We start from the raw sequence: 23,567 nt of genomic DNA, 5'->3' as shown, positions 1-23,567 counted from the left end.
TTCCTCTCAATCCAGCGCAGCGATCAGGCGGCGCAGCATGTCGAGGAGCGCGGGCTTGCCCGCCCCGACGATGGCGTCCAGTTCCCGGTCGTGACGGGCGGCGCATTCGGCCAGATGCGCCAGCTTCTCACTGCCCTTGTCGGTCAGGTGCAGACCGTGGCTGCGGCGATCGGCCGTGCTCGGGCAACGCCGGATCAGCATTGCCCGGTCGAGATCGCGCAGCACCGGCGTCAGGGTGGACTTGTCGCGGCCGGCCGCCCGGCTCAGCGCCAGCGGCGTGACGCCCGGATTGTCGTTGATCAGCGACAGCAAGGCGAAATGGCCGGGCCGCAGATCGGCCTGCGCCGCATGGCGCTTGAAAGCCTTGAACGAGGCGTTCTGCGCAATCTGCAGATGAAAGGCGATGTAGTCGTCCAGCGCGCCACGGCGGACCGGATCGTCAACCCGCAGGGAATGGTCCGGCTCCGCGGCCTGCCGTGTCGCTGACATGCTTCCCCTCCCAAGGCCGCCGGACGTCACCGCCCGGGCCGCCGCAGGGGCGACCATGACCGGAGGCTAGGCGAGAGAAAGACCCGCCGCAACTAGTTCTATCACAAACCAGTTTCGGGCGGCGGCAAGCAGGGGTTGCCGGCCGGCAGGCAAGTTTCCCGTGCCAGCATGACGAACGGCCCGGGCGCTGGAGAGCACCCGGGCCGTCGGTCGTGTCATCGCTGAGCCGGCGACCACCCTCCCCGTCGAACGGATCAAGCGTCCGCCAACCGCGGGGCTCGGGCGCCTAGCGGCCCCAGCGCAGGACCAGCGGGTCCAGCGTGCGGGCAAGCTCCAGGAGACCGGCGCGCGTGTCCGGATGCGCCGGGGTGATCGGCTTGCGCACGGCGTCGGAGGCGATGATGCCGCCTTCCTTCATCAGGATCTTCGCCGTGGCGAAGCTGGTCTGCCGGTTCTCGTAATTGATCAGCGGCAGCCAGCGGGCATAGGCCGCGACAGCCGCTTCGCGGTCACCGGCGAAATAGGGATCGATGATCTGCCGGATGCCGTCGGGAAAGCCGCCGCCGGTCATGGCGCCGGTGGCGCCGGCGTCGAGATCGGCCATCAGCGTGATCGCCTCCTCGCCGTCCCACGGACCTTCGATCGCGTCACCGCCGAGCGCGATCAGCTCGCGCAGCTTGGACGCGGCGCCGGCCGTCTCGATCTTGAAATAGGAGACGTTCTCGATCTCGGCCGCCATGCGGGCGAGCAGTGCCGGCGGCAGCGGCGTGCCGGCGACCGGCGCGTCCTGGATCATGATCGGTATGGAGATCGCGTCGGACAGGGCCTGGAAGAACGCGAAGACCTGCTTCTCGCCGACCCGGAAGGTCGCGCCGTGATAGGGCGGCATCACCATGACCATGGCGGCGCCGGCGGCCTCGGCAGCCTTGCAGCGGGCCACGCACACATCGGTGGAGAAATGGCTGGTGGTCACGATCACCGGCACCCGGCCGGCGACATGCTCCAGCGCCAGATGCATCTGCTCGTCGCGCTCGGCATCGGACAGGACGAACTGCTCGGAAAAGTTCGCCAGGATGCAGATGCCGGTCGATCCGGCGTCGATCATGAAGTCGAGCGCCCGGCGCTGGCCGTCGAGATCGGGCGCACCGTCCTCGGTGAAAATGGTCGGCGCGACGGGATAGACCCCGCGATAGGGCCGGACGGCGGAACATGCGGTCATCGTGTTTCCTGCTCTGCTGATCAGTCTCGAAGGCGTCCGGGCCGGTGCGGCCCGGACGATGTGCGGCAGCGTCAGCCGCGACCGACGAAGGGCATCTGGGTCGCCATGACGGTCATCGTCAGCACGTTGGCGTCCAGCGGCAGGCTCGCCATGTGTGCCACGGACCGGCCGATATGGGCGGCGTCGATGGTCGGCTCGACCGCCGTCGTACCGTCCGCCTGCAGCACGCCCTTCGACATGCGCGCGGTCATCTCGGTGGTAGCGTTGCCGATGTCGATCTGGCCGCAGGCGATGTCGAACGGCCGGCCATCCAGCGCCGTCGCCTTGGTCAGGCCGGTGATGGCGTGCTTGGTCGCGGTGTAGGGCGAGGAATTCGGCCGCGGCGTCGTCGCCGAAACCGAACCGTTGTTGATGATGCGGCCGCCATGCGGCGTCTGGGCCTTCATCATGCGGAAGGCTTCCTGCGTGCAGAAGAACGCGCCGGTGAGATTCGCACCGACCACTGTGTTCCACTGCTCGGCGGTGAGCTCTTCCATCGGGATGGCCGGCGAGCCGGCGCCGGCATTGTTGACCAGCAGGTCGAGGCGACCGAAGCGCTTCTCGACCTCGGCGAAGAGGGCCGTGACGGAGGCCTTGTCGGAGATGTCGGCCGGCACGACGACGGTCTGCGCCTCGCCGATGGCCTTGGACGCCTCGTCCAGCACCTCGCGGCGGCGACCGGTCATCACGACCGTGAACCCGTCGGCGACCAGCGCCGTGGTGATGGCCTTGCCAACGCCGGTTCCTGCGCCGGTTACCACGGCAATCTTGTTCTGCGACGTCATCGCGTCGACCTCCCCTGATTCATCATACGACCTGGTCGCGCTTCGCCCCCGCGAAACGCCATTGCAGCATGGCGACGTGTGGTCGTTCGTCGGTGCCACCGCTCCCATACGCTGCCGCGATGCCGCTTGACAACGTCGGCAGCGGATGGTGGCGTCCATCCCAAGCGATCGCCCTGTCATAAGATCGCAGCAAGAACCGGCCGGAGGAAACGGCATGCAGTCCGAGACAGCCGAGAGGGTCGCCAGCGCGACGTGGCGGCGACAGGCCCTGGCGATTCTGTCCGCATGGGGCATGAGCGATGCGCATGCGGCGGTCACCGCCGACGTGCTGGTGGCGGCCGACCTGATGGGCATCGATTCCCATGGCCTGACCCTGCTTCCGCTCTACGACCAGCAACTCGGCAATGGCGGCGCCACCGCGACGCCGAACATCGAGGTCGTGCACGACATGGGCGCGGTCGCGCTGATCGACGGCGATGCCGGCTTCGGCCAAGTGCCCGGCATGATGGCCGTCGACATGGCCGCCGAGCGGGCCGGACGTTTCGGCATCTCCGCCATCTCGATCCGCAACTCCAACCATTACGGCGCCGCCGGCGTCTATGTCCGGCGGCTCGCCGAACAGGGTCTCGTCGGCATCTCGACCTCCTCGGTCTGGCGGGCCGGCATCGTGCCGACCGGCGGGCTGGCGCCGAAGCTCGGCACCAATCCCATCGCCTTTGCCGCCCCCTCGGCCCGCGGCCAGCCCTTCCTTCTCGACATGGCGACCTCCACCGCCGCGATCGGCAAGCTCAAGCTGGCGCAGCGGGCCGAGACCGAACTGCCGGAAGGCTGGGCGCTGACCCGCCAAGGCACGCCCCAGCGCGATCCGAATCTTGCGCTGCTCGATCCGCTGCTGGCGCCGCTGGGCGGCCACAAGGGCTACGGGCTGGCGACCATGGTCGAGGTCCTGTCCAGCGTCCTGTCCGGCGCCGCGCTGACACCGCTGCGCGGCAAGCCCGGCCAGAAGCACGATGTCGGCCATTTCATCCTGGCCCTCGATCCCGCAATGATCCGCGGCTCGCGCGCCGCTTTCGAGGCCGACCTCGACCGCATGGTCGATGGCCTGCGCGCGACCGATCCGATCGACCCGGCCCATCCGGTGATGGTGGCCGGCGACCCCGAATATGCCCGCGAGGCCGACAGGCTGGCGCACGGCATCCCCTTGTCTTCGAAGCTCGCCGCGCAGTTGCGCGAGATTGCCGAACGGGCGGGTGCCGCCTTCCTGTTCGAGCGGGAGGGCGCGTCGACGTGACCGACCGCCTTTGACGGGCGGACAGCAATTCTGGGAGGAAAAACGACATGAAGAAGACCCTACTGACGCTCGCGCTCACGGCGGCGGGCATCGCCATGACCATGCCGGCACAGGCACAGCAGCTGCGGTTCATGACCGGTCCGCAGGGCGGTTCGTGGTATCCGCTGGGCGGCGCGATCCAGGGCATGGCGCCCGATGGCGTGGCGATCCAGGTCCTGCCGGGCGGCGGCGTCGCCAACGTCCAGGGCGTCCAGAACGGCGCCGCCGACCTGGGCTTCGCCAATTCCATCTCGACGGTGGACGCCATCAAGGGACGCGAGCCTTTCGAAGGCGAAGCCGACAATGTCTGCAATCTCGCGACGCTCTATCCGCAGTATTTCCAGATCGTCACGACCGCCAGCACCGGCATCGAAAAGGTCGAGGATTTCGCCGGCAAGCGTCTCGCCACCCAGCCGGTCGGCAACACCGCCGAGCAGGTGACCCGCGCCGTGATGCAGGCCGCCGGCATGACCTATGACGACCTGTCGACCGTCGACTACGTGTCCTATTCGGACGGCGTGTCGCTGATGCAGGACAACAATTCCGACATCTTCACCCTCGGCACCACCGTGCCGGCCTCGGCCATCATGGATCTCGCCAATTCGTCCGAGATCAAGCTGGTCCCGCTGGACGCTGATTTCATCGCCAAGATGAAGTCCGAGATCAATCCGGGCTACACCGCCGTGACCATCCCCGCCGGCTCCTACCCGGGGCAGGACGCGGACGTCAGCGCCGTCGGCTACGCAACCCACGTGATCGCGCGCTGCGATCTCGATGCCGGCGTGGTCGAGGGCATTCTCGGCCAGATGTGGGAGAACCGTCAGGATCTCGCCGCCATCGCCGCCGCGATGAAGGACATCACCGTCGAAGAGATGGCCCAGGACGTCGGCGTGCCGATGCACGAGGGTGCCAAGGCCTTCTACAAGGCCAACGGCGTCGAGATGTAAGCAGAATGGCGGGCGTGCGGCTTCGGGAGGAGCCGCACGCCTTTTATGACCGGCGGGCGCTTGAGCCAGCTGGCCGACGGGTCGGCAATTCGGCCCGTCCACGGGGGGTGACATGGAACGACACGAAGTCTGGCTGAAGCGAACAATCACCGTCGTCGCGGTGACGATGAGCCTGTTCCACCTCTATGTCGCCTATTTCGGGCCGCCCAACGCCTTCACCCTGCGCGCCACCCATTTCGGCTTCGCGCTGGTGCTGGCCTATCTGTCCCTGCCGATGTTCGCCTCGCGCCAGGGCAAGGCCCCCTCGCCGCTCGACTGGCTGTTCCTGGTCGGCTCGCTCGCAGCCTCGGCCTACCCCATCGTCGAGCAGCAATATTTCAACACCCGCATGGCCTATGTCGGCCCGGTCTCGGCCACCGACATCAGCTTCGCCATCCTGATGATCGTCGTCGTCCTGGAGGGCACGCGCCGCGCCATCGGCCCGATCCTGCCGATCACCGCGCTGATCTTCCTCGGCTATCAGGTGTTCTTCACCAACACCCACCTGATCCGGCTGCTCGAGTACCAGTACATGACGACCGATGCCCTGTTCGGCATCCCGGCGCAGGTCTCGGCCACCTATGTCGTCCTGTTCGTCATCTTCGGCGCCCTCGCCGAACGGCTGGGCATCGGCAAGCTGTTCATGGATTTCGCCCTGGCGCTGACCGGCAGCCAGGCCGGCGGCCCGGCCAAGGTCGCCGTCGTCACCTCGGGCCTGTTCGGCTCGGTGTCAGGCTCGGCCGTCGCCAACGTGATGACCACGGGCACCTTCACGATCCCGCTGATGAAGCGCATCGGCTATCCGCCGCACTTCGCCGGCGCCGTCGAGGCGGTCGCTTCCACCGGTGGCCAGATCATGCCGCCGATCATGGGCGCCGCGGCCTTCGTCATGGCCGAGTTTCTCGGCGTCAGCTATCTGAAGGTCGCGGCCTTCGCGCTGCTGCCCGCCCTCCTCTACTATCTCGCGGTCTTTCTTGCGGTGCATTTCGAGGCCAAGAAGCAGGGCCTGAAAGGACTGCCCAAGGCCGATCTGCCCCGCGTCGGCGAGGTGCTGCGCGAACGCGGCCATCTGTTCCTGCCACTGTTCATCATCATCGGCACGCTGATGGTCGGCTTCTCGGCACCCTTCTCAGCGCTGATGGGCATCCTGTCCGTGGTGCCGGTGGTCCTGATGCGCAGCACCACCCGCAGCGAATTCACCATGGCCAAGCTAATCGACGGCCTCGAGGCCGGCGCGATCAACTCGGTGATCGTCGCCATGGCCTGCGCCACAGCCGGCATCGTCATCGGCGTCATCGCCCAGACCGGGCTCGGCCTGACCTTCACCAGCGTCGTGCGCGCCGCAGCGCAGGACATGCTGCTGCCGGCGCTGCTGCTCACCATGGTCGCCGGCATCGTGCTGGGCATGGGCATGCCGACGACGCCGGCCTACATTGTCCAGGTGGCCCTGCTCGTCCCGGCCCTCGTCCGGCTCGGCGTGGCGGTCGAGGCGGCGCACATGTTCGTGCTCTACTTCGCCATCCTGTCGGCGATCACCCCGCCGGTCGCGATCGCCGTCTATGCGGCCTGCGGCATCAGTCGCTCGGCCGTCTGGGACACCAGCATCGCGGCGGTCAAGCTGGCGCTGACGGGCTACATCATCCCGTTCATGTTCGTCTTCGGCCCGTCCCTGCTGCTGATCGGCGACTGGGACAAGGTGGCCATGTCCGTCGTGACCTCGATCACCGGCGTCACGCTGCTCACCGGCGGCCTGTCCGGCTATCTCCTGAAGCCGGCAAACTGGCCGACGCGGCTGCTCTACATCGCTGCCGCCTTCACGCTGATCAAGCCGGGCCTGACGACCGACATGATCGGCGCCGGCCTCGGCGCGCTGGGCCTGTTCCTCAACTGGCGCTGGCCGGCGCCGGACTTCGTGCCGCGCAACCGGCCGATGGTCGATCCGGGCCACGTGGAGGCGCCGCAGAACGCGCCGATCGAGCCCGGCGACCTGCTGGAAGCCTCGGCCCACAGCGGCCACCCGCGCAACGGCTGACACGAAAAAGGCGGGGCGCCGGGCGCCCCGCCTTTTCCCATTTCCGAGAACCGTCTCCTCGGCGCCGGCCGTCCATGACGGCCGATGCCGCATCAGGGCATCGGGATGTCCTGCGTGAACTTCGGCACGTGATAGCCCTTCTGCACCGCCTCGCGGCCGGCCAGTTCCACATACCAGCGCTTCACATTCGGGAAGTCGTGGAGCGAGATTTCCTGCCATTCATGCCGCGACGCCCACGGCCAGATCGACAAATCGGCGATGGAATACTCGCCGGCGACATATTGTTCGCGGCCAAGCTGGGTGTCGAGCACACCGTAGAGGCGGCGCACTTCCTTGGCGAAGCGCTCCTCCGCGAAGGGCGCCTTGCCCTTGTTGAACTTCAGATATTGATGCGCCTGGCCAAGCATCGGGCCGAAGCCGCCCATCTGCCACATCAGCCATTCGAGCGTCTTCATCCGGGCGATCGGCTCCGTCGGCAGCAGCTTGCCCGACTTTTCCGCCAGATAGATCAGGATCGCGCCCGATTCCATCAGCGTCAGGCCGTTGTCGCGGTCGACGATCGCCGGGATCTTGTTGTTCGGCGCGATCTTCAGGAATGCGGGATCGAACTGTTCGTCCTTGGTGATGTCGATGGCGTGGGCCTCGTAGGGAAGCCCCATTTCCTCCAGCGCGATCGAGACCTTGCGGCCATTGGGCGTCGCCCAGGTGTAGAGATCGATCATCGGTGCAAATCCTCCCAGAGTGCTGTGTTAGAGATAGTCGAGGCATGGCGACCTGCGGCGGCGCGATGACCGACCGCAGGCCGAACCGGATGGCTATTTCGCCAGGGCGCGCAGCTTCGTGACCGTGGTGCGGGTGGAGATGCGCTCGGGATCGGTGACGAGCTCGATCAGCGCGGCCTTGCCGGAGGCACGCGCCCGCTCGAAGGCCGGCATGAACTCGTCATTGCTGGTCACCCGCTCGCCATGGGCGCCCAACGCCGTCGCCATGGCCGCGAAATCCGGGTTCTGCAAGTCGGTGCCGACGACCCGGACCGGATATTCCCGCTCCTGATGCATGCGGATCGTGCCGTAGGTGCCGTTGGCGAAGACGAAGATGATCGGCGTTGCGCCGTACTGGACGGCGGTCGCCAGTTCGAGGCCGCTCATCTGGAAGCCGCCGTCGCCGACGCAGCCGATGACGGTGCGGTCGGGATGCGCGATCGCGGCAGCGACGGCCGCCGGCACCGCATAGCCCATCGCGCCGGCCGTCGAGCCGATCTGCCGACCCGGCCGCCCGTAACGCAGATAGCGCTGCGGCCAGCCGGTATGGTTGCCGGCGTCGAGCGTGACGATGGCGTCCGTCGAAAGCTCTTCGCGCAATGTGGTGAAGGCGGCCGCCAGATCCAGCGGACCGGCTTCCTGCTCCGGCTCCACGTCGGCCAGGAACTCCTGGCGCAGCTGCGAACGCCAGCCCTCGAAGCGCGACGGCTCGAACCAGCTCTCCTCGGCGAGAGCCGACGCAAGCGAGGCCGGCGACGCGCAGAGGCCGAGCTCGGGCTGATAGACCCGGCCAACCTCCTCGGCGCCGGAATGGATATGGATGAGCCGCGGGCGCGGCGACGGCGAATCGAGCGTCGTATAGCCCTTGGTGGTCATCTCGCCGAGCCGCGCGCCGGCGACGAACAGCACGTCGACCTCCGCCATCCGCTTGACGAGGCTCGGCGCGCCGGCCGTGCCGAAATCGCCGACGAAGCTCGACGAGGCTGCGGAAACGACGTCCTGGCGGCGGAACGAACTGGCGACCGGCAGGCCGTTGGCCTCGGCGAAGGCGGTGATGTCGCGGCACGCCGCATCGGTCCAGCCGCTGCCGCCGACCAGCATCAGCGGGTTCTTCGCTTCCGTGAGGATCGCCCGGATGGCCTCGGCATCGGCAGCCGTGACATGGCCCTCGACAGGCATCGCCTTGGGCGCGTCGCCGACGCTCGCCATCTCGGTCAGCATGTCCTCGGGCAGCGCCAGCACCACCGGCCCCGGCCGCCCCGACATCGCCACCTGATAGGCTCGTGCGACATATTCGGGAATGCGCGCCGTCGTCTCGATCTCGGCCGCCCATTTGGCGACCGGCGAGAACATCCGGCGATAGTCGATCTCCTGGAAGGCCTCGCGATCGCGCATGTCGCGGCCAACCTGGCCGACGAACAGGATCATCGGCGTCGAATCCTGGAACGCCGTGTGCACGCCGACCGAGGCGTGGCAGGCGCCCGGGCCGCGGGTCACGAAGCACAGGCCCGGCTTGCCGGTCAGCTTGCCATAGGCGTCGGCCATGTTGGCGGCGCCGGCCTCGTGGCGGGCATTGATCAGGCGGATCTCGTCGCGGCTGTCATAGAGCGCGTCGAGCACCGCGAGATAGCTTTCGCCGGGCACGCAGAAAGCGGTGTCGGCCCCCTGCTTCAGAAGCTGGTCCACCAGAATGCGCCCACCGTTGCGGGCATTGGCTTGCGACTGGGTCATGTTCAGATCGACCTCGAAGGAATGCGCGGCCTTGAAGACCGTCCTGCGGAAGGCGCGAGGATCACGCCGGATGAAACCCGCGTCAGCGGGCGGTGGATCGAGCCGGCCGGGCTGTTGCGTTCAGGTCTAGCGCGGCCGAAGGGCCATCGCCAAGACCGCCGCAACGGCCGCCTGGGGCCGGCTCAGCAATAGCGTTCCGGACCGACGGACTGGGCGTCCGAATAGCGGTCGCCATGGGCAAAGCCGACCGGCAGCACGGCCTCGATGGCGGCCGTGTCCTCCGCCGACAGCGTGATCGCCATCGCGTCGGCGTGGTCGTCCAGATGATCCGCGCTGCGCGTGCCGGGAATGGCGACGATCTGCGGCGAGCGATGCAGCACCCAGGCGATCGCCAGCGCCGCCGGCGACTGGCCCCGCTCGGCCGCAAAGGCACGAAAGCGGTTGGCAGCGGCGAGGTTGTGGCTGAAATTCGGCTCGACGAAGCGCGGATTGGCGGTGCGGAAATCGCCGGGCGGAAACTCGGCCGGCACCAGCGGCTTTGCCCCGAACATGCCGCGGGCCAGCGGCGAGAAGGCGACGAGCGCTGTGCCGGAGCGTTCGCATTCCTGCACAAGACCGAGCTCCGGCAGGCGCGTCCACAGGGAATATTCGCTCTGGACGGCGGCCACCGGATGCACCGCATTGGCCCGGCGCAGAGTGCCCGGAGAAATCTCCGACAGGCCGATCGCGCCGATCTTGCCCTCCTCCTTGAAGCGCACCAGCGTCTCCATCACCTCCTCGATCGGCCGCCCGGCCTCGCGGCGATGGATGTAGAAGAGGTCGACATGCTCGACGCCGAGCCGGCGCAACGAGCCTTCCAGGGCGCCGCGCAGATAGTCGGCCGAATTGTCGAAGCTGCGCTGCGGCGCACGCTTGATCGAGGCCTTGGTGGCGATGACGAACCGGTGCGGCCGGGCCTTCAGGAAGCTGCCGATCACCTCCTCCGAGACGCCCTCGCCATAGACGTCGGCCGTATCGAGATGATCGATGCCGCGTTCGATCGCCCGATCGAGCGTGCGGTGGCTCTCCGCCACGTCGGTCGCCCCGTAGATGCCGCCGAAGCTCATACAGCCGAGCCCCACGGGCGCCACCTGCGGTCCGTCCGTTCCAAGCCTGCGCCGTTCCATCATTTTCCCTCTTCATTCACTGGCCGTGCGCCCGCCCGCCCTAGCAGACAGATACGGACGCTCCGGTCTCGCGTCGCCGCGGCGGCCGCTCCCGGCCGGCAATCCCCGCACGACGTCTCCCTCTACGGCCGGTGGATAACGTATCCACTGCCCCGATCGTGCCCTTCCGGGAACCGATAGCACATCGTCGACCTTGCCCCGAGCGTCATATGATGACACGTGAAGCACGTCACCGGCGAATGGTGCCGGCGCGTCGCATGACTTTCGTGTGGACAGCCGTGCTGCCTAATGTCGATGTATGCATTGAAAGCTCGCCACCCGCGACAAACATTCCGGGTCCCAGGATCGCTCGTCCGCTTCGGTGTGGCGGGCATGGCTGCAAATGACAGGTGAATTGATGGCTTTGACAGGAGACCTCCTCATCGGAGGCGCGACACGACACGGAACCGCAGGCGACATCCACGGCCTTGACGCGGCAACCGGCGAGAAGCTCGAGCCGGCCTTCGGTGCGGCCGGCCCCGACGATCTGGAAAAGGCTTGCGCGCTCGCCGCCGAGGCATTCCCGATCTTCCGCGAGACCGATCTGGAAGCACGCGCCGTGTTCCTGGAGACGATCGCCCAGAACATCATGGATATCGGCGACGAGCTGGTCCAGCGCTGCGTGACCGAGACCGGCCTGCCCCAGGCCCGCGTCGAAGGCGAGCGCGGCCGCACGGTCGGTCAGCTTCGGCTGTTCGCCGCGACCGTTCGCGAGGGCTCGTTCCTCGAGGCCCGCATCGATCCGGCCATGCCGGACCGCAAGCCGATGCCGCGCGTCGACCTGCGTCTGCGCAATGTCGCCGTCGGCCCGGTCGCCGTCTTCGGTGCGTCCAACTTTCCGCTGGCCTTCTCGGTCGCCGGTGGCGACACGGCCTCGGCGCTGGCTGCCGGCTGCCCGGTCGTCGTCAAGGCCCATTCGGCCCATCCCGGCACCTCCGAGCTGGTCGGCAAGGCCGTGCAGAAGGCGGTCAAGGATTGCGGCCTGCATGAAGGCGTCTTCTCGATGCTGTTCGGCTCGGGCCGCGTGATCGGCCAAGGCCTCGTCGCCGATCCGCGCATCAAGGCGGTTGGCTTCACCGGCTCACGCAGCGGCGGCACGGCGCTGATGGCGACCGCAGCGGCCCGTTCCGAGCCGATCCCGGTCTATGCCGAGATGAGCTCGATCAACCCGGTCGTGCTGCTCGGCGGCGCGCTCGCCGCACGCGGCGAAGCGATCGGCAAGGCCTTTGTCGGCTCCCTGACCATGGGCGCCGGCCAGTTCTGCACCAATCCGGGCCTCATCCTCGCCATCGACGGCGAGGGCCTGGAAAGCTTCGTCAAGGGCGCCAGCGCCGCGCTGGGCGAGGCTCCGGCCGCGACCATGCTGACGCCGGGCATCCATGAAGCCTATTGCGAGGGCGTCAAGCGTTTGGACGGCCATTCGCAGGTCCAGAAGCTGGCCGAAGGCAAGGTCGGCGAGAAGTTCCAGGGCCAGGCGGCCCTGTTCTCCACCAAGGCCGCCGACTTCCTGGCGAACCCTGAGCTGCAGGAAGAGGTCTTCGGTTCGACCTCGCTGATCGTGCGCTGCGCCGACGAGGCGGAACTGCAGAAGGTCCTGGGCTCGGTCGAGGGTCAGCTGACCATCGCCCTGCACATGGAAGAGGGCGACCACGACGACGCCCGCAAGCTGCTGCCGGTCCTTGAGGAAAAGGCCGGACGCATCCTGGTCAACGGCTTCGGCACCGGTGTGGAAGTGGCCCCGGCCATGGTCCATGGCGGTCCCTTCCCGGCGACCTCCGATGGCCGCTCCACCTCGGTCGGCACGCTGGCCATCGCCCGCTTCCTGCGGCCGGTGAGCTATCAGGACATGCCCGACGCGCTGCTGCCGAAGGCCCTGCAGGAGGCCAACCCGCTGAACGTGCCGCGCCGTATCGACGGCAAGCTCGGCTAAGCCCCGCGCAGACCACGAACGAAGCCCCCGGCGACCGACGGTCCCGGGGGCTTTTTCGTCTGGGGCTCCGGCAAGCCCGCATGGCGCCCGCCCGTCCGGCACCTGTCTCGACCCTTGGCATCGCCGGCCATATGGCCGACAGTGCCGTGGGGAAAATTCACGACATCTTCGGGGGGAACGAATCTTGGCAGTTCGGAAAAGACGGGTCGCGCTGGTCGGGCTCGGCATGGTGGTGGGCGCCCATGTCCGCAGCCTCAACGATCTCGCCGACCGGGTCGAGATCGCCTATGCCTACAGTCCCACGGCGGCCCGGCGCGAGGCCTTCGCGGCGCAGTTTCCGGTCCCGACCTGCGATCGTCTGGAGACGATCCTCGACGATCCGAGCATCGACGCCGTCATCGTCCTGACCCCGCCCAACACCCACCTCGACATCGTCGGGCGCTGTGCGGCGGCGGGCAAGCACGTGCTTCTGGAAAAGCCGCTGGAGATCACCACGGAGCGCGCCACGCAGATGGTCGAGGCCTGCGAGGCCGCCGGGATCACCCTCGGCATCGTCCTGCAGCACCGTTTCCGCCCGGCCGCCGAGGCGCTCGCACGGATGCTGGCCGCCGGCGATCTCGGCGACATCGCCGGCTGTTCGACGATCATCCGGCTGTGGCGTCCGCAGGCCTATTACGACGAGCCCGGCCGCGGCAGCCTCGCCCGCGATGGCGGCGGCGTGCTTCTGACCCAGGGCATCCATACGCTCGACCTGATGCTGAGCCTTGCCGGCCGACCGGCCGAGGTGCGGGGCTTTGCCACCACCAGCCCGGTGCATGTGATGGAGACCGAGGACATGGTCGCCGCCGGTATCCGCTTCGAAAACGGTGCCCTCGGCACCATCGACGCGACGACCGCCGCCTATCCGGGCTTTGCCGAGCGCATCGAGTTCATCTGCCGTAACGGGACCGCGGTCCTCGCCGGCACCGGCCTCGACGTCACCTTCCACGACGGCCGCACCGAGCGGGTGGCACCGCTGGAGACCGCTGGCGGGACCGGGGCCAATCCGATGGATTTCCCGCATGACTGGCACCGCAGCGCCATCGCCGACTTCCTCGACGCGCTGGACGGGGAGCGCGCACCGCGCATCTCGGGCCGCGAGGCGCTGAAGGTGCATCGCCTGATCGATGCGCTGATCGAGGCCGGACGGACAGGAACCAGCGTCGCGGTCGCCGCAGCCCCCGCCTGACGGCACACCCGCGCCTGCCATCTACGGCCGGCGCGGGTTGCACCAGACAGTGGACCGCACTGGCGCTATTGCGCCTCCCAGGCGCCGAGCCGCTGGCCTTCGACGATCGCCATGGCGACATGGTAGAGCAGCCGCGTCGGCGCATCGGCCTGCAGCGTCTTGCCGTCGGGATCGATCTGGTTGCGCCAGATCGGGCGGTCGGCGGCGATGTGCTGCTTGAACATCAGCTTGGTCAACTGCCGGGCCCGCGCCACGCCCTCCGCGTCGCCGGCCGATTCGGCCCGCGCCAGATGCGCCTTGATGCCTTCCGTCTGGGGCCAGAGCAGCATCGATGTCGAGATCGGCGCGCCTGACGGGTCGATCTCGTCATAGACGCCGCCGCCCAGCCGACCTCCCCGATGGGTGCCGTTGTTCCAGCCGAACCGGTAGAGCGCCGCGGCATGGCCATCGAAGCGCCGGTCGCCCGAAAGGGTCGCATAGCGGTGCAGCAGCCAGACCCATTCGAACTGGTGGCCCGGCTCGCGGATGCGGCCGGCCGGCGGCGGCGCCTCGCCGAGATCGCGGTCGAGGAACTCGCGCAGCGAGCCGGTGTCGGCGTCGTAGAAATGCGCCGCGAAGATTTCGGCGATGCGCCGCGCATGCTGCAGCCAGCGCGCCTCGCCTGTCGCCTCGTGCAGCGCCAGCAGCGCCTCGAAGAGATGCATGTGCGGGTTCTGGCGGCGCGGCAGCGGATAGGGCTCGCCGGGCTGCGTGGCCCGGTCGTCCTCGTGATAGCCGCCGGTCGACGGATCGAAGAGCGTGCCGTGGAACCAGTCGAAGGTCTCGTCGAGGAGGGTCCGCGCCGTCTCCGACGGACCGAGCCGCAGCAAGGCGGCAAGGCCGAGCAGCACGAAGCTGTGGTCGTAGGCATCCTTGACCCGGTTCGCACCGGGCGCGGCCGGGTCGCCGTCCCGGCCGACCGCGCGGTAGAAGCCGCCATCGGACGGGTCGCGCAGATGGTCGGTGAGGAACGCCAATGCCGTCTCGGCGCCGGCGACGCAGTCCTCGCCGCCGCCGTTCAGCCGCGCATGGGCGCAGGTGAACAGCATCCGCGCCTGCACCAGCGTCGTCTTGGGATCGTCCTCATAAGGCTCACCAGTGGCCGAGAGCCGGTCGAAGAAACCGCCGTGCCGGCTGTCCCGTGCCGTCGCGATCCAGAACGGCATCGCCTTGTCGTAGAGCCAGAAATCCGGCCGCCGATCGCTGCGTGTCATGTGGGTCTTCCCCCGATCGTGTGGTCAACAAAAAGAGCGCGGCGCACCGTTTCCGGGCGCCGCGCTCCTCCCCCCTCAACCGATGGCTCAGTTGACGAATTGCGGCATCAGCATTCGCGGCAGCCACAGGCTGATCGACGGAAACACGATGACCAGCGCGAGGATCGCCAGCATCGGGGCCAGGATAATCGCCACGTCCTTGATCACCCGTTTCACCGATATGCCGGCAACCGAACAGGAGATCAGCAGGCACAGGCCGTAGGGCGGCGTCACCAGGCCGAAGGCGAGGCTGATCACGCCGATCATGGCGAAGTGGATCGGATGCATGCCGACCGACTGGGTGACCGGCCAGAGCACCGTACCGAGGATGATGATCGCCGGTATCGCGTCGATGAAGCAGCCGATGATCAGGAAGGCGATCGCCACCGCGAAGCCCATCTCGGTGATCCCGAGATCCATCGCCTGCACATAGGCGACCAGCGCCGCCGGAACCTTGAAATAAGCCAGGATCCAGCCGAAGGCGCTGGCAGTGCCGATGCAGAACAGCGCGATCGAGGCAAAGCGTCCGGTGTCGTAGAGCACCTCGGTCAGGAGTCGCAGGCCGATGGTCCGGTAGACGACCATGCCGAGGAACAGCGCATAGAGCGCGGCGACCACGGATGCCTCGGTCGGCGTGAAGACGCCACCGACAATGCCGCCGACGATGATGATCGGCGTCATCAGAGCAAGCGCGGCCCCGAGGAAGGCACCGGCAAGTTCGCGGAACGTGGCGCGGGTGTGCAGTCCCATGCCATGGCGCCTGGCATAGATGTAGACGGTTGCCATCTGCGCGCCGGCGATCAGGATGCCGGGAATGATGCCGGCCAGGAACAGGCCGCCGATCGAGACCGACATCAGCCCGCCCCAGACCACCATCAGGATCGATGGCGGGATGACGACGCCCATCACCGAGGAACAGGCGGTCACCGCGACGGAGAACGAGGCCGAGAAGCCTTCCTTCTTCATCTGCGGGATCAGCAGCGAGCCGATGCCCGCGGCGTCCGCCGTCGAGCTGCCCGAGATGCCGGCGAAGAACATCGACACCACGACATTGACGTGGCCGAGACCGCCGGGAAGGTGCCCGACCAGGGCCCGCGACAATCGGATCAGGCGGTCGGTAATGCCCGCCGCGTTCATCAGATTGGCGGCGAGCAGGAAGAACGGCACCGCCAGCAGCACGAAGGAATTGTAGGAGCGGAACATCTCCTGCAGCAGCAGGATCGGCGTCAGCCGGGGCTCAAGAAAGAACACCGGGATACAGGCGAGAGCGAGCGCGAAGGCGACCGGGACCCGCAGGATGATGAAGAGCAGGAACAGCCCGAACAGCAGCGCGGCGACGAAACCGGGGGTCATGCGACCTCTCCCAGCGGGCGCCGCAGTTCGATCATGACCTTCTCGGCCATGAAGAGCAGCGTGACGACCCCCATCAGCGGCCAGGCGACGAACATCCAGTTCATCGGCAGCGAGGCGATTTCGGAGGTCTGGTACCAGCCGAAGAGCAGGAACTGCCAGCCGTACCAGACGAAGACCACGGCCACGAGCGAGACCATCAGATGCACGAAGATGCGCTTGGCCCGCTCAATCTTGGGATTGGCCGATTCCGGCAGGATTTCCAGATCGAAATGGGTGCCGTCGCGCACCGCGCACATGGCGCCGATCATGATCATCCACACGAAGCAGAAGCGGGCGATCTCCTCGGTCCAGATATATCGGGGCACGTAGTCTGAGCGTGACAGCACCTGCATCGTCACGGGAATGATCAGGCCTGCGACGAGCAGGCCCAGTGCCACCTTGAGGACGAGGTGGACTGCGTCGAGGATGCGATGCATGAACTCTACCGAAAAATGCGGGAAATGCGCGGAAACAGCCGGGGTCGCCGGGACGGCAGAACCGCCCCGGCTAGGCGCCGTTACTTGATCGCCTGGATGTTCTTCAGAACGTCGGCTGCACCGAGCTCTTCGGCATAGGCCTCGAGCACCGGATTGGCGGCCGCCAGCATGGCATCACGCTCGGTGAATTCATGCGTCTTCAGCCAGCCCTTCTCGACCATTGCGTCGAGCTTCTTGCCGTCTTCGCTGCTCTCGATCTCGCGGCCGTGCTTGCCGGCCTGCGGGCCGGCCTCGTCGATGCACTTCTGCAGGCCTTCCGGCAGGCGCTGATAGGTCTTGTTCGACATCATCAGCGGCCGGATGGTGATCGCGTGCTTGGTCAGCGACAGCTCCGGTCCCACTTCGTAGAACTTCATCTGCTCGACGCCCGCCGCCTCGTTCTCGGCCGCCTCGATGACACCGGTCTGGATGGCGTTGTAGACCTCGTTATAGGCGATCACGGTCGGCGCCGCGCCAAGCGCGTTGAAGACGCTGGTCCAGATCGGGGCGCCCTGCATGCGGATCGACAGGCCCTTCATCTCTTCCATGTTGGTGACCGGCCGCGTCGCGAAGACGTTGCGCGTGCCGCCGCCCGCATAGCCAAGCAGCCGGATGTCGGCCTTTTCGAGGATGTCGTCGGCGATCGGCTTCAGCGCGTCGGCTTCCAGCACCTTGTTCCAGTGATCCTCGTCACGGAACAGGAACGGCATGTCCATCAGCGGCGCCATCTTCGAGAAGGTGGACATGTGGGCGGGCGAGGCCACCGCATAGTCCACCGACAGGCCTTGGTTCATGTAGGCGACGTAATCCTTCTCGAGGCCCAGTTCGGAGTTCAGGTGCATCTCGAACTCGATGGGCTCTTCGGTGTAGCAGGCCGAAACCAGCTCCTCGAACTTGCGCATCGTTTTGGTGAAGGCGTGGTTCTCGTCGAACTGGCTCGCGCCGATCAGCTTCGTCTGCGCAATGGCCGGTGCGGCCGAACCGAGCGCCACGGCACTGGCACCAAGCAGAAGTGCGGCGGCCGCACCCTTCATGAATCCAAACGTCATATTGTTCCTCCCATATGGTGCGCGTTTCTGCAGTAAACGCGCACCGTTTTTCTGCGCTGCAATATTGCAGTGCAGTATTTTCTCCCGATTCCGACTATATCCGATGACTTGCGCGGGTCAACAACGTATACGCTAAGCCTATCGGTGCTTTTTGTCGCCGGTGCGATTGGAGATCGCGAGCGGGAATCGACGTGCAGCAGCGTGACCGTTCGCCGGAGAGGGACTTCACTATGACCAACAAGCCATCGATCGGTTTCATCGGCCTCGGGCTCATGGGATCGGCCATGGTCGAGCGGATGCAGAAGCTCGGCTACCCGATGACCGTCATCGCCAACCGCAGCCGCGGCAATGTCGATGCCGCGGTCAAGCGCGGGGCGACCGAGACCAAGACATCGCGCGAGCTCGCCGGCCGCAGCGACATCGTCATGATATGCATGGACACCTCCGCTTCGGTCGAGGCGCGGATGTTCGGCGAGGACGGCGTGATTGCCGGCCTGCGTCCGGGTAGCCTCGTCATCGACTTCGGCACCTCGCTGCCCGATTCGACCAAGCGGATCGCCGCGGCCGTGGCCGAGGCTGGCGCCGAATACATGGACGCGCCTCTCGGCCGCACCCCGTCCCACGCCGTCGACGGCAAGCTCAACATCATGTCGGCCGGCAGCACGGAAGCCTTCGAGCGCGCCAAGCCGATCTTCGAGGATCTCGGCGAGAACATCTTCCATGTCGGCCCGCTCGGCGCCGGTCACACGCTGAAGCTGATCAACAATTTCTTCGCCATGACCACCGCCTGCGCGATGTCGGAGGCCTTCGCCATGGCCGACCAGGCCGGTATCGAGCGGGACACGCTGTACGGCGTGATGTCGGCCGGTCCGCTGAAGTCCGGCATGATGGATTTCGTCAAGGCCTACGCCGTCGACGACAATCCCAACATGCTGGCCTTCTCCGTCGCCAATGCCCGCAAGGATGTCGGCTATTACAGCCGCATGGCCGACGATCTCGGCGTGCCGAGCGTCATGTCGACCTCCGCCAAGCAGGCGCTGTCGCTGGCGACCGCCGGCGGCTTCGGCCAGCGCATGGTGCCGGAAATGGTGGCGTTCTTCGCCGGCCTGTTCGGCGGCAAGAAGTAACCGTCAGCGCTCAAAAAGCCGGATCCGGCGGCCCCGCTGCCGGATCCCTGCAAGGGCGCGATCTCCGCCGGCACCATCCCCAAGGGCCGGACGGCGCGCCCTGCCCTCCTTAAGCGTCAGCGGCGGCCCGGTAATAGTCGCGGTACCATTCGACGAAGGCCGCAACACCCTCCTTCACCGGTGTCGCGGGCCGGTAGCCGACGGCCCGCTCCAGTTCGCCGACATCGGCCACCGCCAGCGGCAGGCCGACATAGCCCAGCCCGATGACGGCGATCGTGCCCTGGTCCCGTTCGTCCTGGCGCAAATCGGCACCTCCGGTCGCGATCGCCCCGGCCGGTCCGGCCGGGTGGCGTGGTCTTGCCGAAGGGCTATCCATCGCTGCGGGGTGGCGTGTCAAACGGCGCGGGTTTCGGCCGACAGAGCCGGCGCATCCGCGTCGCTCCCGCGTGGGCGTCCGACGCCCGCATAGCTGAAGCCTGCGCGGGTCACCGTCTCCTTGTTGTAGACGTTGCGCAGATCGACCATCACCGGGCTGGTCATCCGCGATTTCAGCCGCGCCAGGTCGAGCGAGCGGAACTCGTTCCATTCCGTCACGATGGCCAGCGCATCGGCGCCCTCGGCCGCCTGATAGATCCCGTCGGCGAAGGTGACGCCGTCGAGCACCGCACGGGCCTGCTCCATGCCGACCGGATCATAGGCCACGACCCTGGCGCCGCCGTCCTGCAGCGCCTGGATGATCGAGATCGACGGCGCGTCGCGCATGTCGTCGGTGTTCGGCTTGAAGGTCAGCCCCAAGACCGCGATCGTCTTGCCGCGCACCGATCCGCCGCAGGCGGCCACGATCTTGCGCGCCATCGAGCGCTTGCGCTGGTCGTTGATCGACACCGTCGTCTCGATCAGCCGCACCGGGCTTTCGGCATCCTGCGCGGTCTTGACCAGCGCCAGCGTGTCCTTGGGAAAGCAAGAGCCGCCATAGCCCGGCCCCGCATGCAGGAATTTCGACCCGATCCGCCCGTCCATGCCGATGCCGCGCGCCACGTCCTGGACGTCGGCGTCGAGCTTTTCGCACAGATCGGCGATCTCGTTGATGAAGGTGATCTTCATGGCGAGGAAGGCGTTGGCGGCGTATTTCGTCAGCTCGGCGGTGCGGCGAGAGGTGAAATAGACCGGCGCGGCGTTCAGCGACAACGGCCGGTAGACCTCCGACATCATCGCCTTCGCCGTCTCGTCCTCGGTGCCGATGACCACCCGGTCGGGCCGCTTGAAATCCTCGATGGCCGAGCCTTCGCGCAGGAATTCCGGATTGGAGACGACGGCGAAGTCGGCATCCGGGTTCACCTCGCGGATGATCCGCTCCACCTCGTCGCCGGTGCCGACCGGCACGGTGGATTTGGTGACGACAATGGTGAAGCCGGACAGCGCCCGGCCGATCTCGGCGGCCGCGCCGTAGACATAGGACAGGTCGGCATGGCCGTCGCCGCGCCGCGAGGGCGTGCCGACGGCGATGAACACCACGTCGGAGGCCGCGACCGAAGCCGCCAGATCGCTGGAAAAGCGCAGCCGCTTCTGCACCGCGTTGCGCGCCACCAGTTCGTCCAGCCCCGGCTCGTAGATCGGCATGCGCCCGAGTTCGAGCAGTTCGAGCCGCGCCGGATCGCGGTCGACGCAGACGACCGCATGGCCGAAATCGGCAAAGCAGGCCCCCGAGACGAGGCCGACATAGCCGGCACCGATCATCGTGATACGCATCATTCAGTCCTTTCGCGAGCGGCGCTTGCCCGGCACCGGTCCGGCTGCGCAAGTGGCAGCCCGGCAAACGGGTTCTCGCCGCCCATCATGGCGTCCAGATGAAGGGCGCGAGCGCGCTCGGCAACGGTGACGCGCCGTGCACAGATCGCGAGCCGGATCGCCGTCGCCCATCCCAGCCTGCTGGCGGATGGCGGATGGCGCGAGCGGCGCATCGGATCCGCCCTACCCGTCCGCCAGCGCGCCCGCGCGCACCGCCATCCGCACCAGCTCGGACAGGCTGGAGGCTTCCATCTTGGTCATCACGTTGGCCCGGTGGACCTCTACCGTGCGCGGGCTGAGCCCGAGATCGTAGGCGATGGTCTTGTTGGGATGGCCGGCCAGCAGCCCGTCCAGCACCTGCCGCTCGCGCGGCGACAGCGACTGGAGGCGTCCCTGTATCCGGGCGGTGTCGCCGTCCGGTCCCCCCTGATGGTTGCAGCGTTCCAGCGCCGTGTGGATCGCTTCGAGCAGGATTTCGTCGTCGAAAGGCTTCTCGACCAGGTCGACGGCGCCCTCCTTCATCGCCTGCACGGCCAGTGGCACGTCGGCATGGCCGGTCATGATGACCACCGGCAGCATCACGCCCAGCCCCTTCAGCCGTCGTTGCAGCTCCAGCCCGTCGATCCCCGGCATGCGCACGTCGCTGACAATGCAGCCGGGCTGCAGACCCTCCAATGACGCGAGGAAGGCCGTCGCCGAATCGTAGACCCGCACCGCCAGTCCGGCCGTCGCCAGCAGGAAGGCCAGCGACTGGCGCACATCCGCGTCGTCGTCGATGACGTGCACGACGGCATTACGCGCCATCCTCGACCTCCTTCATCCGGGCGCTGCGCAGGGTCAGCCGGAAGATCGTGCCGCCGTCCGGGTTCGGCTCGGCCCACAGATGCCCGCCATGCGCCTCGATGATGGTGCGCGAAATCGACAGGCCGACGCCCATGCCCTGCGCCTTGCTGGTCACGAAGGGCTGGAAGAGTTGCTCGGCCACATCCGCGGCGATTCCCGTGCCCGTGTCGGTGACGTCCACCCGCACCATCTCGTCCTCGCGGAGCGAGCTGGCGACGATCAGTTCGCGGCGCGGCGTTTCCTGCATCGCCTCCACCGCATTGCGGATGAGGTTCAGGAGAACCTGCTGCACCTGCACCTTGTCGGCCAGAACCAGCGCGGCTTCGGGCGCGAAGTCGAAGGACACCCGCACGCCGGTTTCCTTCGCCCCCACCAGCGCCAGCGCGCTGGCCTCCTCGATCAGCGTCGGCAGGTTCTCGATCCGCCGCTCGCTTTCGCGCCGCGCGACGAAATCCCGCAACCGGCGGATGATCTGCCCGGCCCGCAGCGCCTGGTCGGCGGCGCGGTCGACGGCGTCGCGCACGGTGGGCAGGTTGTCGGCATCGCCGCCGTCGAGCAGCCGGCGCGCGCCCTTCAGGTAATTCGCCGCCGCCGTCAGCGGCTGGTTCAGCTCGTGCGCCAGCGTCGAGGCCATCTCGCCGAGCGCGGTATAGCGGGACATGTGGATGACCTCCGCCTGCAGCTCCTGCAGGCGACGCTGGGTGTTCTGGCGTTCGGTCAGATCGCGCACGAAGCCGGTGAACAGGCGGTTCTCGCCGCTCTGCATCTCGCCGACCGACAATTCCATGGGAAAGGTCGAGCCGTCCTTGCGGGCGCCGACGACGACCCGGCCGATGCCGATGATCCGCCGCTCCCCGGTGGCAAGGTAGCGGGCGAGATACTGGTCGTGCTGCTCGCGATAGGGCGACGGCATCAGCATGCTGATATTGCGGCCGATGACCTCGTCGGGCCGATGGCCGAACAGCCGCTCGGCGGTGGCGCTGAAGGATTGCATGATGCCCGCCGTATCAATGACGATCATCGCGTCGGGCACCGTGTCGAGCACCAGTTGCAGGCGGGCCTCGCGCTCGGCCAGCTCGGTCAGGGCGCGGCGGGTGGTGGTGATGTCGCGCGCCACCTTCGAGGCGCCGACCAGCCGGCCGGCCGCGTCCCACACCGGCGACAGGGTGAGCGAGACGTCGATGATCTCGCCGTCGGCACGGCGGCGCCGGGTCTCGAAATGCTCGACCCGCTCGCCGCGATGCAGCCGCTCCATGAAGACGCGTTCCTCGTCCTCCTGGCCTTCGGGCAGCAGCATGGTGATCGGCTGGCCGACGATCTGCGCCGCGCTGTAGCCGAAGATCGCCTCCGCGCCGCGGTTCCAGTCGGTGACGAGGCCGTCGAGCGACTTGCCGATGATCGCCACGTCCGCCGAGGCGACGATCGCGGCAAGGCGGTTGTTGGCGTTCTCGGCTGCCTTGCGCGAGGTGATGTCCGCGAGGACCCCATGGATCGCGGATCCTCCGTCGGCCTCCTCGATGGCACGGCCGCGCAGCCGCAGCCATTCTTCCTTGCCGCTCGCCGCCATCGATCGCACGTCGATGTCGATGCCGGATGGCACGGCGGCGCCGAACGCCCGCTCGGCAATGGCGCGGTCGTCGGGGTGGAGCCGATCCAGAAGGGCCGTCAGCGGCTGGACGTCGATGCCGGTCCTGAAGCGGTCGGCGGCAATCTGCGAGAGGCTGATGGTGCCGGCAACCGGATCGAACCGCCACGTGCCGACGCCCGCCGCCTGGAGCGCCCGAAGCGCATTCTCCGCGCTCCCGCAGGAGGTGGTCGGTACTGTCTCGATGTCGGATTCCATGGACAGATCGCAGCCGGCAGGT

20 protein-coding genes are annotated in these 23,567 nt (G+C 67.5%); 6 read left to right on the top strand and 14 right to left on the bottom strand.

The window, feature by feature from the left end:
• Window positions 1–6: 6 nt before the first annotated feature.
• The 3 genes from SI859A1_RS07675 to SI859A1_RS07665 all read right to left on the bottom strand — a co-directional run bounded on the left by SI859A1_RS07675 (window position 7) and on the right by SI859A1_RS07665 (window position 2,532).
• On the bottom strand, window positions 7–489 hold the full coding sequence (locus SI859A1_RS07675; RefSeq protein WP_050767476.1) for a MarR family winged helix-turn-helix transcriptional regulator: 483 nt from the start codon (window positions 487–489) through the stop codon (window positions 7–9).
• 286 nt (window positions 490–775) lie between these two features.
• Window positions 776–1,708, bottom strand: a complete 933-nt coding sequence (locus tag SI859A1_RS07670) for a dihydrodipicolinate synthase family protein (protein WP_009209239.1) — start codon at window positions 1,706–1,708, stop codon at window positions 776–778.
• 71 nt (window positions 1,709–1,779) lie between these two features.
• Window positions 1,780–2,532 carry an SDR family oxidoreductase gene (locus SI859A1_RS07665; RefSeq protein ID WP_040325518.1) on the bottom strand — a complete coding sequence of 251 codons (753 nt, stop codon included), beginning with the start codon at window positions 2,530–2,532 and terminating at the stop codon, window positions 1,780–1,782.
• Between the two features lie 214 nt (window positions 2,533–2,746).
• Between SI859A1_RS07665 and SI859A1_RS07660 the strand changes: the two genes are divergently transcribed.
• The 3 genes from SI859A1_RS07660 to SI859A1_RS07650 all read left to right on the top strand — a co-directional run bounded on the left by SI859A1_RS07660 (window position 2,747) and on the right by SI859A1_RS07650 (window position 6,880).
• Complete coding sequence (locus SI859A1_RS07660; RefSeq protein WP_040325517.1) at window positions 2,747–3,823, top strand: Ldh family oxidoreductase; 1,077 nt, start codon at window positions 2,747–2,749, stop codon at window positions 3,821–3,823.
• A 47-nt stretch (window positions 3,824–3,870) separates the two neighbouring features.
• The gene (locus SI859A1_RS07655; RefSeq protein ID WP_009209236.1) at window positions 3,871–4,809 is read left to right on the top strand and encodes a TAXI family TRAP transporter solute-binding subunit; all 939 of its coding nucleotides are present in this window, start codon (window positions 3,871–3,873) and stop codon (window positions 4,807–4,809) included.
• 112 nt (window positions 4,810–4,921) lie between these two features.
• Window positions 4,922–6,880, top strand: a complete 1,959-nt coding sequence (locus SI859A1_RS07650; RefSeq protein ID WP_009209235.1) for a TRAP transporter permease — start codon at window positions 4,922–4,924, stop codon at window positions 6,878–6,880.
• 92 nt (window positions 6,881–6,972) lie between these two features.
• Here the strand turns inward: SI859A1_RS07650 and SI859A1_RS07645 are convergent, their stop codons facing one another.
• The 3 genes from SI859A1_RS07645 to SI859A1_RS07635 form a co-directional block, all read right to left on the bottom strand.
• The gene (locus SI859A1_RS07645; protein ID WP_009209234.1) at window positions 6,973–7,602 is read right to left on the bottom strand and encodes a glutathione S-transferase family protein; all 630 of its coding nucleotides are present in this window, start codon (window positions 7,600–7,602) and stop codon (window positions 6,973–6,975) included.
• Window positions 7,603–7,695: 93 nt separating this feature from the next.
• The gene (locus SI859A1_RS07640; protein WP_009209233.1) at window positions 7,696–9,372 is read right to left on the bottom strand and encodes a thiamine pyrophosphate-binding protein; all 1,677 of its coding nucleotides are present in this window, start codon (window positions 9,370–9,372) and stop codon (window positions 7,696–7,698) included.
• 182 nt (window positions 9,373–9,554) lie between these two features.
• The gene (locus SI859A1_RS07635; RefSeq protein WP_009209232.1) at window positions 9,555–10,541 is read right to left on the bottom strand and encodes an aldo/keto reductase; all 987 of its coding nucleotides are present in this window, start codon (window positions 10,539–10,541) and stop codon (window positions 9,555–9,557) included.
• Between the two features lie 394 nt (window positions 10,542–10,935).
• On the opposite strand from SI859A1_RS07635, the gene SI859A1_RS07630 reads away from it, so the two are divergent.
• Together SI859A1_RS07630 and SI859A1_RS07625 are read left to right on the top strand one after the other, a co-directional pair.
• Window positions 10,936–12,507, top strand: a complete 1,572-nt coding sequence (locus SI859A1_RS07630; protein WP_009209231.1) for an aldehyde dehydrogenase (NADP(+)) — start codon at window positions 10,936–10,938, stop codon at window positions 12,505–12,507.
• Window positions 12,508–12,691: 184 nt separating this feature from the next.
• On the top strand, window positions 12,692–13,735 hold the full coding sequence (locus SI859A1_RS07625) for a Gfo/Idh/MocA family protein (protein WP_009209230.1): 1,044 nt from the start codon (window positions 12,692–12,694) through the stop codon (window positions 13,733–13,735).
• Between the two features lie 65 nt (window positions 13,736–13,800).
• On the opposite strand, the gene SI859A1_RS07620 is transcribed toward SI859A1_RS07625, so the two are convergent.
• The 4 genes from SI859A1_RS07620 to SI859A1_RS07605 all read right to left on the bottom strand — a co-directional run bounded on the left by SI859A1_RS07620 (window position 13,801) and on the right by SI859A1_RS07605 (window position 17,944).
• On the bottom strand, window positions 13,801–14,988 hold the full coding sequence (locus SI859A1_RS07620; protein ID WP_009209229.1) for an AGE family epimerase/isomerase: 1,188 nt from the start codon (window positions 14,986–14,988) through the stop codon (window positions 13,801–13,803).
• A gap of 87 nt (window positions 14,989–15,075) precedes the next feature.
• Window positions 15,076–16,380 (bottom strand): TRAP transporter large permease, encoded by a 1,305-nt coding sequence (locus tag SI859A1_RS07615; protein ID WP_009209228.1) that lies wholly within the window; start codon window positions 16,378–16,380, stop codon window positions 15,076–15,078.
• Window positions 16,377–16,856 (bottom strand): TRAP transporter small permease, encoded by a 480-nt coding sequence (locus tag SI859A1_RS07610; RefSeq protein ID WP_009209227.1) that lies wholly within the window; start codon window positions 16,854–16,856, stop codon window positions 16,377–16,379. Before SI859A1_RS07610 ends, SI859A1_RS07615 begins: the two co-directional genes overlap by 4 nt.
• Window positions 16,857–16,936: 80 nt before the next feature.
• Complete coding sequence (locus SI859A1_RS07605) at window positions 16,937–17,944, bottom strand: TRAP transporter substrate-binding protein (RefSeq protein ID WP_009209226.1); 1,008 nt, start codon at window positions 17,942–17,944, stop codon at window positions 16,937–16,939.
• A gap of 191 nt (window positions 17,945–18,135) precedes the next feature.
• On the opposite strand from SI859A1_RS07605, the gene SI859A1_RS07600 reads away from it, so the two are divergent.
• Window positions 18,136–19,071, top strand: coding sequence for an NAD(P)-dependent oxidoreductase (locus SI859A1_RS07600; RefSeq protein WP_420804748.1), 936 nt, complete (start codon window positions 18,136–18,138; stop codon window positions 19,069–19,071).
• A gap of 109 nt (window positions 19,072–19,180) precedes the next feature.
• On the opposite strand, the gene SI859A1_RS22445 is transcribed toward SI859A1_RS07600, so the two are convergent.
• From SI859A1_RS22445 to SI859A1_RS07580, 4 genes are all read right to left on the bottom strand, one after another.
• The gene (locus SI859A1_RS22445; RefSeq protein ID WP_040325515.1) at window positions 19,181–19,375 is read right to left on the bottom strand and encodes a hypothetical protein; all 195 of its coding nucleotides are present in this window, start codon (window positions 19,373–19,375) and stop codon (window positions 19,181–19,183) included.
• A gap of 89 nt (window positions 19,376–19,464) precedes the next feature.
• Entirely contained in the window at window positions 19,465–20,820 is a 1,356-nt protein-coding gene (locus tag SI859A1_RS07590) for a UDP-glucose dehydrogenase family protein (RefSeq protein ID WP_040326381.1), read from the bottom strand.
• Between the two features lie 222 nt (window positions 20,821–21,042).
• Window positions 21,043–21,663, bottom strand: a complete 621-nt coding sequence (fixJ, locus tag SI859A1_RS07585; RefSeq protein WP_009209223.1) for a response regulator FixJ — start codon at window positions 21,661–21,663, stop codon at window positions 21,043–21,045.
• Window positions 21,653–23,545 carry a PAS domain-containing sensor histidine kinase gene (locus SI859A1_RS07580; RefSeq protein WP_009209222.1) on the bottom strand — a complete coding sequence of 631 codons (1,893 nt, stop codon included), beginning with the start codon at window positions 23,543–23,545 and terminating at the stop codon, window positions 21,653–21,655. The genes fixJ and SI859A1_RS07580 overlap by 11 nt, the downstream gene beginning before the upstream one ends.
• Between the last annotated feature and the right edge of the window lie 22 nt (window positions 23,546–23,567).

This window comes from Aurantimonas manganoxydans SI85-9A1 (assembly GCF_000153465.1).
GTDB lineage: Bacteria > Pseudomonadota > Alphaproteobacteria > Rhizobiales > Rhizobiaceae > Aurantimonas > Aurantimonas manganoxydans.
This window is presented reverse-complemented; position numbering and strand designations above follow the sequence as displayed.